At 42.4% G+C, this 16,061-nt stretch carries 15 protein-coding genes; 12 read left to right on the top strand and 3 right to left on the bottom strand.

Annotated features, from left to right (window positions below; all coding sequences use genetic code 11):
• Positions 1–60: 60 nt before the first annotated feature.
• Complete coding sequence (locus tag PQO05_RS25800; protein ID WP_273633556.1) at positions 61–1,464, bottom strand: tetratricopeptide repeat protein; 1,404 nt, start codon at positions 1,462–1,464, stop codon at positions 61–63.
• 247 nt (positions 1,465–1,711) lie between these two features.
• Between PQO05_RS25800 and amaB the strand changes: the two genes are divergently transcribed.
• Together amaB and PQO05_RS25790 are read left to right on the top strand one after the other, a co-directional pair.
• Positions 1,712–3,256, top strand: a complete 1,545-nt coding sequence (gene amaB, locus PQO05_RS25795; protein WP_273633555.1) for an L-piperidine-6-carboxylate dehydrogenase — start codon at positions 1,712–1,714, stop codon at positions 3,254–3,256.
• A gap of 22 nt (positions 3,257–3,278) precedes the next feature.
• Positions 3,279–4,916 (top strand): S8 family serine peptidase, encoded by a 1,638-nt coding sequence (locus PQO05_RS25790; protein WP_273630387.1) that lies wholly within the window; start codon positions 3,279–3,281, stop codon positions 4,914–4,916.
• Positions 4,917–5,426: 510 nt separating this feature from the next.
• Here PQO05_RS25790 and PQO05_RS25785 read toward each other — a convergent pair.
• Together PQO05_RS25785 and PQO05_RS25780 are read right to left on the bottom strand one after the other, a co-directional pair.
• Positions 5,427–5,942: an anti-sigma factor family protein gene (locus PQO05_RS25785; RefSeq protein ID WP_273630386.1), complete on the bottom strand. Its 516-nt coding sequence runs from the start codon at positions 5,940–5,942 to the stop codon at positions 5,427–5,429.
• Positions 5,939–6,517, bottom strand: coding sequence for an RNA polymerase sigma factor (locus tag PQO05_RS25780; RefSeq protein WP_273630385.1), 579 nt, complete (start codon positions 6,515–6,517; stop codon positions 5,939–5,941). The genes PQO05_RS25785 and PQO05_RS25780 overlap by 4 nt, the downstream gene beginning before the upstream one ends.
• Before the next feature lie 611 nt (positions 6,518–7,128).
• On the opposite strand from PQO05_RS25780, the gene PQO05_RS25775 reads away from it, so the two are divergent.
• The 10 genes from PQO05_RS25775 to PQO05_RS25730 all read left to right on the top strand — a co-directional run bounded on the left by PQO05_RS25775 (position 7,129) and on the right by PQO05_RS25730 (position 15,911).
• Positions 7,129–7,497, top strand: a complete 369-nt coding sequence (locus PQO05_RS25775; protein WP_273630384.1) for a DUF6249 domain-containing protein — start codon at positions 7,129–7,131, stop codon at positions 7,495–7,497.
• A gap of 606 nt (positions 7,498–8,103) precedes the next feature.
• Entirely contained in the window at positions 8,104–8,670 is a 567-nt protein-coding gene (locus PQO05_RS25770) for a YceD family protein (RefSeq protein ID WP_273630383.1), read from the top strand.
• Positions 8,671–8,687: 17 nt separating this feature from the next.
• A complete protein-coding gene (rpmF, locus tag PQO05_RS25765) occupies positions 8,688–8,879 on the top strand; it encodes a 50S ribosomal protein L32 (protein ID WP_273630382.1) in 192 nt (63 codons plus the stop codon).
• A gap of 14 nt (positions 8,880–8,893) precedes the next feature.
• The gene (gene plsX / locus PQO05_RS25760; protein WP_273630381.1) at positions 8,894–9,832 is read left to right on the top strand and encodes a phosphate acyltransferase PlsX; all 939 of its coding nucleotides are present in this window, start codon (positions 8,894–8,896) and stop codon (positions 9,830–9,832) included.
• A gap of 19 nt (positions 9,833–9,851) precedes the next feature.
• Positions 9,852–10,841 (top strand): beta-ketoacyl-ACP synthase III, encoded by a 990-nt coding sequence (locus PQO05_RS25755; protein WP_273630380.1) that lies wholly within the window; start codon positions 9,852–9,854, stop codon positions 10,839–10,841.
• 77 nt (positions 10,842–10,918) lie between these two features.
• On the top strand, positions 10,919–11,395 hold the full coding sequence (gene accB, locus PQO05_RS25750) for an acetyl-CoA carboxylase biotin carboxyl carrier protein (RefSeq protein ID WP_273630379.1): 477 nt from the start codon (positions 10,919–10,921) through the stop codon (positions 11,393–11,395).
• A gap of 191 nt (positions 11,396–11,586) precedes the next feature.
• Positions 11,587–12,927 (top strand): acetyl-CoA carboxylase biotin carboxylase subunit, encoded by a 1,341-nt coding sequence (accC, locus tag PQO05_RS25745; protein ID WP_273630378.1) that lies wholly within the window; start codon positions 11,587–11,589, stop codon positions 12,925–12,927.
• A gap of 76 nt (positions 12,928–13,003) precedes the next feature.
• Positions 13,004–13,867: a twin-arginine translocase subunit TatC gene (gene tatC, locus PQO05_RS25740; RefSeq protein WP_273630377.1), complete on the top strand. Its 864-nt coding sequence runs from the start codon at positions 13,004–13,006 to the stop codon at positions 13,865–13,867.
• Position 13,868: 1 nt separating this feature from the next.
• On the top strand, positions 13,869–14,303 hold the full coding sequence (rpiB, locus tag PQO05_RS25735; RefSeq protein ID WP_273630376.1) for a ribose 5-phosphate isomerase B: 435 nt from the start codon (positions 13,869–13,871) through the stop codon (positions 14,301–14,303).
• 90 nt (positions 14,304–14,393) lie between these two features.
• Positions 14,394–15,911, top strand: a complete 1,518-nt coding sequence (locus tag PQO05_RS25730) for a M28 family peptidase (protein ID WP_273630375.1) — start codon at positions 14,394–14,396, stop codon at positions 15,909–15,911.
• Positions 15,912–16,061: the final 150 nt, after the last annotated feature.

The raw sequence follows: 16,061 nt of genomic DNA, 5'->3' as shown, positions 1-16,061 counted from the left end.
AAGGTCATAAAAAAAACCAAACCTTAAAACAGGTTTGGTTTTTTAATATATTGATGACAATTAATTCATATAGCGGGCAATAATGTCCACTATGATCTTATTCTTTTGCAGCTGAGGCAAATAATCGAACAAAATATAGTGTTTCTCCGGATCTGTACTTAAAGCAGTTTCTAGTTGAGATAAAGCTTCGTTATACTCGCCTTTGGCAAACAGGTAAGCTACCATGCGGTAGTAAAGCTCTGCTGCTTCGGGATTGTTCTTAATGGCCTGCGACATTACCTCGATGGCATCAACCAAACGCTCTTGCTCATACAGGATAGACGAATAATCCAGCCATGCATCAACATCAAGCGGGTTCATTTCAACTACTTTTTCGTAAGCTTCTTCTGCCTTGTCGAGGTGGCCAAGCTTATATTCGGCATCGGCAATGGCAAACCAGTAGTCGGGGTTAAGGGCATCAATATCCAGCGCTTTTTTGTAAAAGTGCAGGGCTTCGAAATAGCGTTCTTCAAAATCGAGCGTTACACCAATACCAAACCAGGCATCAGCCAGTTTAGGGTCAAGCCTAACCGATTTTTTGTAGAAAGAACGGGCCTCGTCCATTTGCTCCAGTTTTTCGTAGCACTCGCCAATGGCGCAATAAGTATCGCCGTTGGGTTGTTCGTACTCAAAAGTCTGTCGGTAAACCTCAATAGCCTCTGCAAATTTTTCGAGGTTAACCAAAGCATTACCTTTATTAAAGTAGGCCGATGCAAAGCTGTCCTTAATTAATATAGCATAATCGTAAGCATCAATCGCTTTTTCAAACAAACCAAGCTTGGTGTAGGCATTACCTAGGTTATACCAGGCCGCATAGCTATATGGTTCGTTATCGATATACTGCATGTAAAACTGCACGCTCTCCTGCTGGTTGTCCATTACATCATAACAGAAAGCCAGTTCATAAAGGGCATCCTGGTTTTCCATGTTATGCTCTAAACAACGTTTAAGGTAAGAGATAGCGCTCTCATAGTCGCCCATGTTTTGGTAAACGTAGGCAATGTGCAACAGTATGTCATCTTTCTCTTCGGCCATATCAAGGGCCTTTTCATAGTTCTCGAGCGCTTCGGCAAAGCGCTCCATATTTTCATACAGGTTACCCCTGATGATGTAAATATCAGCTTCTGATGCTTCCAGCATTTCGGCTTTATCCAACGCGCTAAATGCTTCGCTCATGCGGTTGGTTACTACCAACAGCTGTGCTTGTTTAATTAAAAAGATAGCTGCGAAGGGGTGCTGGTTGCGGGCGTATTCTACTACCTGTAAAGCCTTTGCCGGATCGTTCTTCTCTATATAATAATCAATAATGTTTTCAAAGGCCTGTGCATCGAAAAAGTACTGATCTTGGTTGCGGATCATTTCCTCGTATCTCTCAACGGAAAACTTAGGATCCTCGGTAAAACCGAATTCAAATTCTTCTTCCATCCGATAGGTTTTAATACTAAGACTGGCAATATCACGAAAAGTGACATCTGATTTCACTTTTCAGCAATTAAATTACAATTATAAGACCCTAACCAAACAATTAAGTTTTCAACATATAAACGTTTTCAACACGAAGTTTTATAAGTGATTGATATTAAGACCCTATTTATTGCGTTAATAACTTTAAAAATTAACTAACATATAGGATGCCTGTGGCAGATGTTTACCTTTGAAGAAAATTATTGTTATGGTTGATATCGCAGCAGTTCTTAGTCATTTTAATATTAATATAAACGAAGCAAACCCTGCTTTTAGTACAGGTGCTACCTGGGGCAGCAGTGAGGTTACTTTTATAAAGGATATTATTTCGCCGGTTGATGGTAAAAAAATAGCAGCCGTTACCATGGCTACCTCTGCCGATTATAACAAAGTTGCCGATAAAGCAACAGATGCCTTTAAACAATGGCGCACCCTGCCAGCCCCTAAACGCGGCGAAATTGTACGCCAGATTGGTGAAGCGCTGCGCGAAAATAAAGACCAGTTAGGCAAGCTCGTATCCTACGAAATGGGCAAAAGCTTACAAGAGGGCTGGGGCGAAGTACAGGAGATGATTGATATCTGCGATTTTGCCGTTGGTTTAAGCCGCCAGTTGTATGGTAACACCATGGCTTCTGAAAGGGCTAACCACCGCATGTACGATCAATATCATCCGCTGGGTGTGGTAGGGATTATCTCGGCATTTAATTTCCCGGTTGCGGTTTGGAGCTGGAATGCCATGCTGGCCTGGATCTGCGGTAACGTATGCATCTGGAAACCATCAGAAAAAACGCCACTAACAGCAATTGCTTGTCAACATATAGTTCAACAAGTGTTTGCAGCGAATAATATAGCCGAGGGCGTATCATGCCTTGTAATCGGTGATCGCGTTATCGGTGAGCAAATGGCTGCTGATGCCCGCGTGGCTTTGGTTTCTGCAACAGGATCAACCCGCATGGGTAAGGCTGTAGCAGTTACCGTGGCGCAGCGTTTGGGTAAATATCTGTTAGAACTTGGTGGCAATAATGCAGTTATTATTAGCGAGGATGCTAACATGGAAATTGCCCTGGTAGGTGCTGTGTTTGGCGCGGTGGGTACCGCCGGTCAGCGTTGTACTACAACGCGCAGGCTGATTATCCATCAAAGTATTTACGAAGCCTTTAAACAAAAGTTAGTAAGTGCTTATGCGCAGGTGAGGATTGGTAACCCATTGGATGAACATAACCACATGGGGCCGCTGATTGACCACGATGCTGTAAATGCCTACTTAGCTTCGATAGAAGCCTGTAAAGCGCAAGGAGGTAAGTTTATTGTAGAAGGTGGTGTGCTAACGGGAGATGCCTACGCCTCTGGCTGCTATGTAAAACCTTGCATTGCCGAAGTGGAAAACTACTTCGAGATTGTGCAGCACGAAACCTTTGCGCCGATACTATATTTAATAAAATACGATACTATTGATGAAGCCATTGAACTGCAAAATGCAGTACCACAAGGGCTGTCGTCATCCATTATAACCAATAATTTGCGTGAGGCTGAACAATTTTTATCCTTCGCGGGTTCTGACTGTGGTATAGCTAATGTGAACATCGGTACATCGGGTGCCGAAATTGGCGGGGCTTTTGGTGGTGAAAAGGAAACGGGCGGAGGCCGCGAGTCGGGCTCTGATGCCTGGAAAGCTTATATGCGCCGCCAAACCAATACCATAAATTACTCTGCCGATTTGCCACTGGCTCAGGGAATAAAATTTGATCTGTAGACCTATATATTATAATTATTTAATGAAGTTCTTTTCTAAAAGTGTTACCGGAATTGTTATTTGCTCGAGTTTATTAGCGTGGTTTTCTGCCGGTGCACAAAGCCGGGTTGCCGATACCCCGGTGCCTCCCAACTGGTTTGCCCTTGATGCCAAAGCCGATGGTTATTACGGTATAAGTCTTAACCAGGCCTATCAGTTTTTAAAAGGCAAAAAAAGTAAAACGGTAGTGGTAACTACTATTGATAGCGGTATTGATACCGCTCAAAAAGATCTTCAACCTGTACTTTGGACTAATATCAAAGAGAAAAAGGGCAACGGCAAAGACGACGATAAAAACGGTTTTATTGACGACATACATGGCTGGAACTTTATAGGTGGCCCCGATGGTAAATGCGACTGTAAAGAAACATCGGAAGAAGTGCGCGAATATGAGCGACTGAAACCTAAATACTTTACGGCTACGGCATCAACCGCTACAGATAAAAAAGAATATACTTACTGGCTGCATGTAAAGCACTTGCGCGATTCGACGGTGAACAAAGCGGATACCGAGTTAAAACAATTGACCCCAATTATGAGCGCCCTGGTTGAAACCAGTGCTATGGTGAAACGGGCACTCAATTTAAAAGGCGACCAAAGCTTCACCCTGGCAGATCTTAACCGTATTAAAGCCACCAATGATACCCTGCGCGATATTAAATATATGTGGACAACCACGCTATCTGCCGCAGGTGATAATGCCAACAATGTTAAGATTTTAAAAGATTACACCGATTACGTAACCAAATTGACCAATGATGTAAACCCCGATTTGGATATGCGCAAGCATACCGTAGGCGATAACCCGGATATACTGAACGATAAGCCTTACGGCAACAACCAGCTTAAAATGGACCAATCTTTCCACGGTACAATGGTGGCAGGGTTTATTGGCGCAGTTCGTGGTAACGGTTATGGTATTGATGGTGTGGCTGATAATGTGCGCATTATGTCGGTAGTGGCTTCGCCGGATGGGGATGAATATGATAAGGATGTGGCTAACGCGATTTATTATGCAGTGAATAACGGTGCTAAAATCATCAACATGAGCTTCGGTAAAAAACTATCGCCGCATAAGGATTGGGTTGATGCTGCTTTTAAATATGCTGCTGCACATGATGTACTGCTGGTGCTGGCATCGGGCAACGATAGCCAGAATGTTGACGATAACCAGGATTTCCCGAATGATACTTTCCTGGATGGATCGGCTACTGATGCAGATAATGTGATTAACGTAGGCGCATCAGGCATGAAAGCCGACGAGGCTTTAGCAGCTGATTTTAGCAACTACGGTAAAAAAAATGTAGATGTATTTGCACCCGGTGTACAGGTGACCTCGGTAACCGTTAATGCCGAGACTGAGACAGAGGATGGTACCAGTTTTTCATCGCCTATAACCGCAGGTGTAGCCGCATTGGTATTAGAGTACTTCCCAGATCTGAGTGCCCGCCAATTGAAACAGGTAATTATGCAATCGGCACATCCTCTAAACGGCGTTATGGTTAACAAGCCAGGCACTAAAGACCGTGTTGATTTTACCACATTAAGCAAAAGCGGCGGTATTGTAAATGCTTACGAAGCGGTACAGATTGCCTCAAAAATGAAGGGTGAACGAAAGTAAGATCGTTCGATAAAAAAATATTCTACTGTAGAGGCACAATACTTTGTGTCTCTTTTTTTATGCCTTGTGTTTGCCATTGCGGCAAACTATTATTGTATTAGTAAACCGAGGGCTTCATTAATGAAAACAATATAACTTTTTAAATAAATTTCCGTAAAAATGCTTTGGATAACAACCTGAAATATAAAGAGACAATTCGCTGGGTGAAGATGGGTGTGATTGCGTATTGGAAAAACGGCTATAAATAAAAAGCCCCCCAGTCTTGCACCGGGGGACTTTCAACCTAAACCTTATCACAATTAAACCGGCAAGTTTGCCAGTTCGTATAAGGTAATACAATTACTGTACCAAAGTTATTGTGTCAGCACAACACGTCATATTAATAGCAAACGCCCCCTAAATTTGTCAGGAGGCGTTACTGTGTAATTTCGTTACAATGTGATGGTAGAATTTTCTACACAAACTGTTTACAAAGTTGTACACTGGTGTATACATTTCTCTAACATTGGCTTAAAGTTGGCGTGCCGCGCGTTGTTTGCGCAAGTAGGCATCCAGGAAAAATAAGCCAAATACCACATCAAAAAATATAAATGCTTTTAATACCGGGGTGCTGCTTAAAATATTTTTGTTGGGCAGGCTTACCGGTAGTTTTACGTCGGGTACGCTAAAGCTGGCTGCATGTGTGCTGCCTGCGCTCCAGTTAATAGTAAACAAAGCGTATATAAAAACCGACGCAATAATAAAGGTAAACACGCCAAATAGTCCCCTGATGATGTTTTTATTGATGGATGCTTTAAGCGGCACACTGGCTTCTTCGGTGCGTATGGCTTCCATTACACGGTAGGTAAAGGCCATAGGTGGTTCTTCAAGCTCTATGTTTTCAAATTCGGCGTTAAGTAAACGCAGCTCCTCGTACTGGCGGCGGTAATTCTCGTCGGTTTCAATTAATATACTAATAGCCTGCTGCTCATCGGGTGTGCAGGTGCCATCAATATAGTTCCAAAGTTTTTCTTCTATGCTGTTCATATCAGTTCTTTAGCTTCGTGTTTTAACAGCTTCTCTAATTTCTCTTTCAAACGCTGCCTGGCCCTAAATAGTTTAACTTTAACGGTATTGGCCTCCATACCTAAAGTTTCGGCAATTTCTTCGAGCGACTGTTCGCCTGTATAAAACAACGTAATTATAGTTGCATCATCGGGCAGCAGCTGCGATATAGCCTGGTTAACATAAAACGACCTCGACTTTTTTTCGGCGAGGTTATTTTCAAAACTGCCATGCTCTTCAACCTGAAGGTATACATTCTCATCGTCTATAGAGGTAGTATCTACCCGTTTTTTACGCAAAAATGTCATGGCGGTGGTATATACAATACTGTAAAGCCAAGTACTGAATTTTGACTGCTGCTGAAAGCTCGAGAGCGACTTGTATGCTTTTACAAAGCAATCCTGTGCTATCTCTTCGGCATCTTCGCGGCTTTTGGCAAAACGCATAGCCAACGTAAATACAAAACGTTGATGGCGTTTTATAAGATCGGCATAAGCTGCCTGGTTTCCACCAAGAGTCTGTTCAATCAATTCTATATCCGAGAGCTTACTTTGCATTGTATATGGTCTCTGACGACAGCTTTTATATTGAGGTTACAGGTAGTGCGAATTATTTATAGATAGTAGTTCATAGTTGATGGTTCATAGATCATAGCCGAAATATACAGGTGTCTACGATCATTTGTCTGATATCCTAATAGTGCTACTGCAACTTGCCACTGCTACTATTATTATATATGGTCTCGATTTCTTGTCGTGAACCAGAATTTTTCGTTTTCAATTTGTTTTAAATTGGTCCTCAAGAGTGCTTCGCTGTTTTCGGAATTTTAGAATTAATAGAATGTTTTGAGTTCATGTTTTTCTATTCACTCATTCACAATTCACTCCTTCACTTATAGCTTGGGCGTTCCCGCCTATCGGCGGGCCGGGCTATCCGTTGCAAGTCCTCGCTACGCTCCGGGCTTTCCACTGCTATCCCTAACGCGGGCTGTCGCCAATGATCTTGTTTCCTGTTTCTTGGCTCTTGCCTCTATCTTCAAAAATAAAATAAAAAAAGTGTAATTAGGTGTAACCTGTTTAAAAACGGTGTGGTCATAGACTACAAATACGCCAATAGCGGTGTGTGAGAAACAAACAAAAAATTAATAAATTTAAAAAATATAAACGTCATGGAAGGTCCAGAAATATTAATCCCGATAGTAGTACCAACAGTAATGTTTTTAACAATATTTGGTATAGTTTATTTGTACAAACGTGAGCGCATGGCCATGATAGAGCGGGGGATGGATCCACGCCGGTATAAAGCGCAATCAGCTCCTTTTCAAAACCTTAAGTGGGGGTTGTTGCTAATTGGCGCAGGTTTGGGCTTATTTATAGCTTACTTGTTAGACCGCACTGCTTTTGCCAACGATAGTGATAACGAGGCTATTTACTTTGGTTTGATAGCCGTGTTTGGTGGCTTGGGCTTATTTGCCTCATACCTGATTGAAAAGAAAGAAACCATGCCCCGTAAGGACGATTACAAAATAGAAGAATAAGCGTTTTTAATATTGTAGTGTTAAAGAGCCTCCCGAGTTATCCGGGAGGCTTTTTTTGTTGGAGAGGCGTTGCAAACGCCGGGAAATTTTAAGCACGCGTTGTAAACGCGCGCAAGAAGAAATATAATAGAAAAGCACCGTCCCGTTCAACCTAAACCCGGGTGAAGCGGATACCGGCCAGTGATTAAGGCCTGTGCAGTATGAGCGAAACACGGGGCTGTTGCGACCGATGGGCAATAGCTTTCGTTTACAAAGCCATATACTTTGTTTTGCGTGCTTTATAAGGCCTGCCCTTATCCTTCGACGGAGCTCAGGATGACAGCGCCCCTTTTTTCTTCGTTATTGCTAACAATGGCTTCATCGCCGTTGTTGGTGTTGTTACCAACAACCATTACGAGCAAAACAGACCGTTGAATATTTAAATCATTTCACTCCCCAAAATGCAATGCCGCAGAAGATATTTCGCTATCGCTCAATATGACAAAGTCTACTTGTGATAAAGGTAGTCCATCGTCCTTAATCCATCTTCCTTCCTCCCTCTTTTATTCCTCATTTCTCTGCCAAAAACGCCCGTAAAAACTATTAGTAAAAAACGTTTTAGGTTTATTGAAAAAATCCCTACATTTGCGGGCTAATTATCGCTCATTGAAATCGTTAAAAACATATTCGATTCCTTTTACAGGCCTTAAGCTTGGGAAGCATCTTTTTGAGTATGCTATAACAGATGCTTTTTTCGAAGAGCTCGATTATTCGCTGGTAAAAAAAGCCGACCTTGCGTGCAAGGTTGAGTTGGATAAGCAGGAAACTATGCTGATCCTTACTTTTGATATTGCGGGTACCATTGGGCTTACCTGTGATAAGTGTTTATCGCAGTACCCGCAGCAAGTGAATATTCACGAGCAGCAGATTGCCAAATTTGGCGAAGAAGAAATAGACGAGGATGAGGAGATCATCACCTTGCGTAAAAACGATTTTGAAATAAACGTTGCAGGGTTAATATATGAATATGTAACCGTTGCTGTGCCGTTTTTTGCGCGGTGCAACGACGAGGGGAATACCCCATATTGTGATAAAGAAATGCTCGAGCGGTTGAATAAACTTGCATCGGGTGAAAGTGAAACAAACAACGAGCAGCATGACCCACGGTGGGATGCACTCAAAAAATTTAAATGATCATAAAATAGAAAGTTATGCCAAATCCAAAACGGAAATTTTCGAAATCAAGAAGAGATAAGCGCAGAACGCATTACAAAGCTGAGGCTCCTGGTTTAACAACATGTCAAACTACCGGCGCAGTGCACTTACCACACAGAGCTTATACTGTTGATGGTAACATTTACTACAACGGTAAAATCCTTGTTGAAAAAACTGCTGTAGCTTAAGTTAATTTTCCGGAATGAAGATTGGCTTGGATATTATGGGCGGTGATTACGCTCCCAAAGCAACTGTTTTAGGGGCAATTGAAGCTTGTAAAGTATTATCAGCAGATCATCAGCTTGTGCTCATTGGGGACAAGCCTACCGCTTTAGCACTGCTCGAAGAGCAGGGTTTTAGCGCTGATAATTTTGAGTTTGTGCATACCACAGAAGTGATTGGTATGGGCGAACACCCAACAAAAGCCATTGTACAAAAACCAGATTCGAGCATTAGCGTAGGCTTTAAGATGCTTAAAGAAGGTTTGATCGACACGTTTTCATCCGCTGGAAACACAGGCGCCATGCTTGTGGGTTCTGTATTTAGCGTAAAAAGTATTCCGGGCGTTATTCGCCCTGCCATGGCATCCATTGTACCCAAACTGAAAGGCGGTTTGGGTATTTTGTTGGATGTAGGTGCCAATGCCGATTGTAAGCCAGAAACTCTGGTGCAGTTTGGTGTATTGGGCAGCATTTATGCAGAACTTATTTATAACGTTGAGTCTCCCCGCGTTGCCCTTGTAAATATTGGCGAAGAGGAAGAGAAGGGCAACATGCTTGCCCTGGCCACTTATCCTTTAATGAAGGAAACCAAGCTGTTTAATTTTGTGGGTAATGTGGAAGGCCGTGATATTTTTGGCGATCAGGCAGATGTAATCGTTACTGATGGCTTTACGGGCAATGTGATATTGAAAATGGCTGAGTCCTTTTACGTGATTACCATGAAAAAAGGGCTGAGGGATGAGTTTTTCGATCGCTTTAACTATGAGCAATATGGTGGTAGCCCAATTTTGGGTGTTAATGCGCCGGTTGTAGTTGGGCACGGTATCTCAAACCCTAAGGCTATTAAAAACATGGTACTTTTATCAAGAGATATGGTGGAGAGCGGTTTGATTGAAAAAATAAAACAGGCTTTTCAGTAACAAGATATTTTAATATAAAATGCAAAAAATATACGCTGCTATTACAGCTGTGAATGGTTACGTGCCCGAATACGTACTTACTAACCAAGAGCTGGAAGCAATGGTTGATACTAACGACGAGTGGATTACCAGCCGTACAGGTATCAAAGAACGCCGTATTTTAAAAGGCGAAGGCCTTGCCACTTCTGATTTGGCCGTACCGGCCGTAAAGGGCCTGCTCGAAAAACGGGGCATCGGCGCCGAAGAAATTGAACTCATTATTTTTTGTACCACCACACCCGATATGCCTTTCCCGGCTACGGCAAATATTTTAGCAGATAAAGTAGGCGCCAAAAATGCATGGGGATATGATTTACAGGCAGCTTGTTCGGGCTTTGTGTTTGGTTTGGCTACCGGCGCGGCATTTATAGAAAGCGGTCGTTATACTAAGGTGTTGGTAGTAGGTGGCGATAAAATGTCGTCGATCGTAAACTACCAGGACCGTGCTACCTGTATTATTTTTGGCGATGGTTGCGGCTGTGCCCTGCTTGAGCCTAATACAGAAGGTTATGGTATTATAGATTCGGTTCTGAAAAGCGATGGCTCGGGCCGCGAATTCCTGAACATGAAAGCAGGTGGTTCATTAAAACCGGCTACACATGCCACTGTTGATGCGCATGAACATTATGCCTACCAGGAAGGTAAAACCGTATTTAAGTTTGCCGTTACCAACATGGCCGATGTTGCTGCCGAGGTAATGGAACGCAACAAACTTGAATCAGACGATGTAGCCTGGTTAGTGCCGCATCAGGCAAATAAACGTATTATAGATGCTACTGCTAACCGTATGGGTGTAAACTCAGACAAGGTTATTATTAACATAGAGCGTTATGGCAATACCACCAACGGTACTATACCGCTTTGTTTGTGGGAATGGGAAAACAAGTTTAAAAAAGGCGATAACCTGGTTTTAGCTGCTTTTGGCGGCGGGTTTACATGGGGTTCTATGTATATCAAATGGGCTTATTAACCTTCGGCCAACTTTTTTCGTTTAAATTGTTATAACTTAGATATTTAATCTTTATCCAAAACCAATTTTCCTTAAACATGGATATTAAACAAATTCAGGATTTGATTCGCTTTGTTGCCAAAGCAGGTGTAAGCGAAGTCTCGATTGAGCAAGAAGAATTTAAGATCACGATAAAAACACAACAGGCCCCAACCTATGTTAATGCCACTATCCCGGCATTACCTACGGCTGCACCTGCTGCCGCACCGGTAGCAACTGTTGTTGAGCATACTGCTGCCCCGGCCGAAGCGCCTGCTGCAGCTGATACTTCAAAATACATCACCATTAAATCGCCAATGATCGGTACTTTCTACCGCTCATCAACGCCAGAAAAACCATCGTTTGTAAACGTGGGCGATGAAATTAAAACCGGTACTGTATTGTGTATCATCGAAGCCATGAAACTATTTAATGAAATAGAATCAGAAGTTTCGGGCCGTATCGTAAAAGTATTGGTTGATAATGCATCACCAGTTGAGTACGACCAGCCTTTGTATTTAGTAGAACCAATGTAATTAATTTGTTAATGAGGTAATTTGGGAATTTGTCAATGAGCCTTGTTAAACAGATACCTAATAATTGACAGATTAATAAAAATGATTATTTGTCAAGCAATTAGTTAATTTGCCCCTCTTGTTGATGATCACTATTGAGCGATGATTACAATTAACAAATTAGCTAATTGACAAATCAACAAATTAAAAGCATGTTTAAAAAAATATTAATAGCTAACCGAGGTGAAATTGCCCTGCGCGTTATACGCACCTGCAAGGAAATGGGCATCAAAACCGTAGCTGTATATTCAACCGCCGACCGTGACAGCCTTCATGTGCGTTTTGCAGATGAAGCCGTATGTATCGGCCCGCCGGCCAGCCGCGATTCTTACTTAAATATCCCCAATATTATTTCTGCTGCAGAGTTAACCAATGCCGATGCTATCCATCCAGGTTATGGTTTCTTGTCAGAGAATGCTAAATTCTCAGCTATCTGCGCCGAGTACGGTATCAAATTTATCGGTGCAACTGCCGATCAGATTAATGCCATGGGCGATAAGGCTTCTGCCAAAGCAACCATGAAAAAGGCTGGTGTACCAACCATACCAGGTTCAGAAGGTTTATTAACCAGCGTTAAAGAAGGTATTACCATTGCCAATAAAATAGGTTATCCTATTATATTGAAAGCTACTGCCGGTGGTGGTGGCCGTGGTATGCGCATTGTTTGGAAAGACGAAGAGTTTGAAAACGCATGGGATTCTGCCCGTGCTGAGTCTGGCGCAGCTTTCGGTAACGATGGTTTATACCTGGAGAAATTTGTAGAAGATCCGCGCCACATCGAAATACAGGTAGTAGGCGATCAGTTTGGCAAAGTTTGCCACCTGTCTGAGCGCGATTGCTCAATCCAACGCCGTCACCAGAAACTGGTTGAGGAAGCACCTTCACCATTCATGACCGAAAAACTGCGTAAAAAAATGGGTGAAGCTGCTGTTAAAGGCGCTAAAGCTGTTAAATACGAAGGAGCCGGTACTATTGAATTTTTGGTTGATAAACACCGTAACTTCTACTTTATGGAGATGAACACCCGTATCCAGGTAGAGCACCCGGTTACCGAAGAGGTGATCAACTTCGACTTAATTAAAGAACAAATTAAGGTTGCCGCAGGTATCCCTATCTCAGGTAAAAACTACGAGCCAACCATGCACGCTATCGAGTGCCGTATAAATGCCGAAGACCCTGCTAATAATTTCCGCCCTTCACCGGGTAAAATTACCAACTTCCACTCACCGGGTGGCCATGGTGTAAGGGTTGATACGCATGTTTACACAGGCTACGTAATCCCGCCGAACTATGATTCGATGATTGCCAAGCTGATCTGTGTTGCACAAACACGCGAAGAAGCATTAAACACAATGGAACGCGCGCTTTCTGAATTTGTGATTGAAGGGGTAAAAACAACTATACCTTTTCACCTGCAATTACTGCAAGACCCTAATTTCAGGGCAGGTAATTTCACCACAAAATTTATGGAAACATTTGAGTACGCTGAGTAACGTTTTTTCGTATATAGATTTATATTACAAATACCATTCTAAATTTAAATAGAATGGTATTTTTGTTTACCCACACATGAGCGACAATAGAATAGTAAAGGCCATCAAGCAAAAAAGTAAGTCTATGGAGGCCGAGATGTCATTTTTTGACCACATAGAAGAGTTACGCTGGCACCTGGTAAGGTCATCCATTGCAATTGTAATTATTACCATAGGTGTATTCATCTACTACGATAAGATTTTTGATGTGGTTATTATGGGCCCCAGCAAGCCTACCTTCTGGACCTACCGCATGATGTGTAAGATTGGTGACATGTTACATAGCTCGGGCTGGTGCTTCGACAAAATCCATGTAGACCTGATCAATACGGAAATGGCCGGTCAGTTTACTTTACAGATCAACTCATCCCTGCTTATAGGCCTAACTTTGGGTTTCCCCTATTTACTGTGGGAATTATGGCGCTTTATCAGACCGGCATTGCACGAAAAGGAGCGTAAAGCAGCCAGCGGATTTGTATTTTACGCCAGCTTCCTGTTTGCTTTAGGTGTGCTTTTTGGCTACTATGTAATTTCGCCAATGTCTATTAACTTCCTTTCAAGTTATACAGTTAGCGATAAGATCAAAAACTTGTTTGATATTGATTCTTACATCTCATCGGTGGCCACGCTAACACTGGCTACAGGTGCGGTATTCGAGTTGCCAATCTTAATTTATATTCTGGCTAACCTGGGTGTGCTTACGGCTAAAATTATGCGCTCAACACGTCGTTATGCCATCGTAATTATTTTGATTATTGCCGCCGTTGTAACACCAACGCCCGATATGTTAACCATGACCGTGGTAAGTATCCCGTTGTTTGTATTATATGAAGTGGGTATAGTTGTAGCGGCTATTGTAGAGAAAAGGAAATTAGCAAGAGCGAAAGAGTTAGACTTATAAGATGAATACTGATTTAAAAATCGCGATTGGCTCAGACCACGCCGGTTTTGAATATAAACAAGCTTTAGCTGCCTTTATTAAGGCAGCTGAGCTTAAAGATTTTGGTACATACAGTGCCACTTCTGTTGATTATCCTGATTTTGCGCATCCCGTTGCCAGTGCTGTTGAAAACGGCGAATATGATTTCGGTATCCTGATATGTGGAAGTGCCAATGGTGTAGCCATTACAGCCAATAAACATCAGGGCATCCGTGCAGGTTTGTGCTGGAATGCCGAAGTTGCTGCATTGGTTCGTCAGCACAACAATGCCAACGTATTATGTATCCCGGCACGGTTTATTTCGGTAGAAGAAGCCAAACAAATTGTAGAAATTTTCCTCACCACCGGGTTTGAAGGTGGCCGCCATGCTGATAGGGTTAATAAAATAAGCTGCTAAGTATTATTCTCCTTTTGTAACGGTATTGCAACATATTACGCAAGCCGGTATAAAAAATACATATTTGTTATTTAGATAAATAACCCTTGTATGAGAAAAATTTACTTAGGCGCTTTTGCCTTGCTTACTGCAAATTGCACCTTCGCGCAGAAAGACCCTGTTGCCGAAAAATTTGCTAAGTATATCACCGTAGAAGATGCACATAAACATCTTTCTATTATTGCTTCTGATGATTTTGAAGGCCGCGAAACCGGTCAGCCCGGAGCAGACAAAGCAGCGAATTACCTTTCGGGAGAGTTTAAAAAGCTTGGATTGCAGGGCGCTAATAATGGCTTATATTTTCTAGATGTTCCGCTTACGGCTATATCAGCAAAAGTAAGTGCGCTCGATATTAATGGTTCTCAGCCTGTTTATGGTAAGGATTACACCGCTGCCGGTATTTCTGCAAACGGCAATGTAAAAGCCAGCGAAATTGTATTTATAAGTAATGCTACCGATGCCGATCTTAGTGCTGTTGACATTGCCGGAAAAGTAGTATTGGTTTCTAACGAAGCTAAACCAGGCGCTAATGAAGGTGTAAGACAGGTAATGGCGCGCTTTCAGCAAGTGTTAAAAAATATCCAGGCTAAAAAGCCGGCTTTAATTTTTGTAGCAAGTACCAACTCACGCATCCGCGGTATTAACGGAGCAGAACGTATCGGGCTGAAGAAAGAAAATGCTACCACAGCTACCACAATACCATATTTTAATATTAATGTGGCTACAGCAGACCAATTGTTGAAAAACAGCGGTAAAACTTACGCACAATTGATTGCGGCCCCGCAAGTACAAACGCTTAAAACTGAGCTCGCTGTTAGTTATGAATATATTACCAAAGATGCCAAAGCGGTTGACGTAGTAGGTTTCTTACCAGGCTCTGATCCGAAACTTAAAGACGAGGTTTTAGTATTTTCTGCACACTACGATCACATCGGCCTTAACCCTAATGGCCCCGATAAAGTCAATAACGGTGCCGATGATGATGGCTCTGGTACAACCGGTATCCTCGAAATTGCTACTGCCTTTACGCAGGCTAAAAAGCAAGGACATGGCCCGCGCCGCAGTATCTTATTTTTAGGTAACGTGGGCGAAGAAAAAGGCTTGTTGGGTTCTGAGTATTATACAGATCATCCGGTTATTCCATTGGAGCGTACCATTGCCGATTTAAACATCGATATGATTGGCCGTACAGGTTATGAGCACCAGGGTAAAGCAGATTCGTCTAACTATGTTTATGTAATTGGTTCGGCCATGCTGAGCACTACTTTACACAAAGTAAACGAGGACGCTAATACCAACTACACAAACCTGGTACTGGATTATAAATATGACGACCCTAATGATCCTAACCGTTTTTACTACCGATCTGATCATTACAATTTCGCTAAACATGGTGTGCCCATCATTTTTTATTTTGATGGCGAACATCAGGACTACCACAAACCTGGCGATGAGGTAAGTAAAATCAACTTCCCGATGTTGGTTAAGCGTGCCCAACTGGTGTTTTACACAGGCTGGGATTTAGCTAACCGCGATAAACGCCCGGTTGTTGATGTAGAGGCGAAGTAAGTCGAAGATACCGTAAGTCAGGAAGTCCGAAAGAGAAGAATCTAAGCTATCGCTTTTTCTTTCGGACTTGCCGACTCACGGACTTTCGGACTCCAATAAAAGAAAAAAGCGGCCAAGAGCCGCTTTTTTCTTTTATTGGCTGCAAATATT

Origin of the sequence: Mucilaginibacter jinjuensis (genome assembly GCF_028596025.1) — a bacterium.
GTDB lineage: Bacteria > Bacteroidota > Bacteroidia > Sphingobacteriales > Sphingobacteriaceae > Mucilaginibacter > Mucilaginibacter jinjuensis.
This window is presented reverse-complemented; position numbering and strand designations above follow the sequence as displayed.

Bases quoted from the DNA above. Each gene is read 5' to 3' on its own strand.
- PQO05_RS25800 (WP_273633556.1), bottom strand. From the start codon at position 1,464: ATGGAAGAAGAATTTGAATTCGGTTTTACCGAGGATCCTAAGTTTTCC.
- amaB (WP_273633555.1), top strand. From the start codon at position 1,712: ATGGTTGATATCGCAGCAGTTCTTAGTCATTTTAATATTAATATAAAC.
- PQO05_RS25790 (WP_273630387.1), top strand. From the start codon at position 3,279: ATGAAGTTCTTTTCTAAAAGTGTTACCGGAATTGTTATTTGCTCGAGT.
- PQO05_RS25785 (WP_273630386.1), bottom strand. From the start codon at position 5,942: ATGAACAGCATAGAAGAAAAACTTTGGAACTATATTGATGGCACCTGC.
- PQO05_RS25780 (WP_273630385.1), bottom strand. From the start codon at position 6,517: ATGCAAAGTAAGCTCTCGGATATAGAATTGATTGAACAGACTCTTGGT.
- PQO05_RS25775 (WP_273630384.1), top strand. From the start codon at position 7,129: ATGGAAGGTCCAGAAATATTAATCCCGATAGTAGTACCAACAGTAATG.
- rpmF (WP_273630382.1), top strand. From the start codon at position 8,688: ATGCCAAATCCAAAACGGAAATTTTCGAAATCAAGAAGAGATAAGCGC.
- plsX (WP_273630381.1), top strand. From the start codon at position 8,894: ATGAAGATTGGCTTGGATATTATGGGCGGTGATTACGCTCCCAAAGCA.
- PQO05_RS25755 (WP_273630380.1), top strand. From the start codon at position 9,852: ATGCAAAAAATATACGCTGCTATTACAGCTGTGAATGGTTACGTGCCC.
- accB (WP_273630379.1), top strand. From the start codon at position 10,919: ATGGATATTAAACAAATTCAGGATTTGATTCGCTTTGTTGCCAAAGCA.
- accC (WP_273630378.1), top strand. From the start codon at position 11,587: ATGTTTAAAAAAATATTAATAGCTAACCGAGGTGAAATTGCCCTGCGC.
- tatC (WP_273630377.1), top strand. From the start codon at position 13,004: ATGAGCGACAATAGAATAGTAAAGGCCATCAAGCAAAAAAGTAAGTCT.
- rpiB (WP_273630376.1), top strand. From the start codon at position 13,869: ATGAATACTGATTTAAAAATCGCGATTGGCTCAGACCACGCCGGTTTT.
- PQO05_RS25730 (WP_273630375.1), top strand. From the start codon at position 14,394: ATGAGAAAAATTTACTTAGGCGCTTTTGCCTTGCTTACTGCAAATTGC.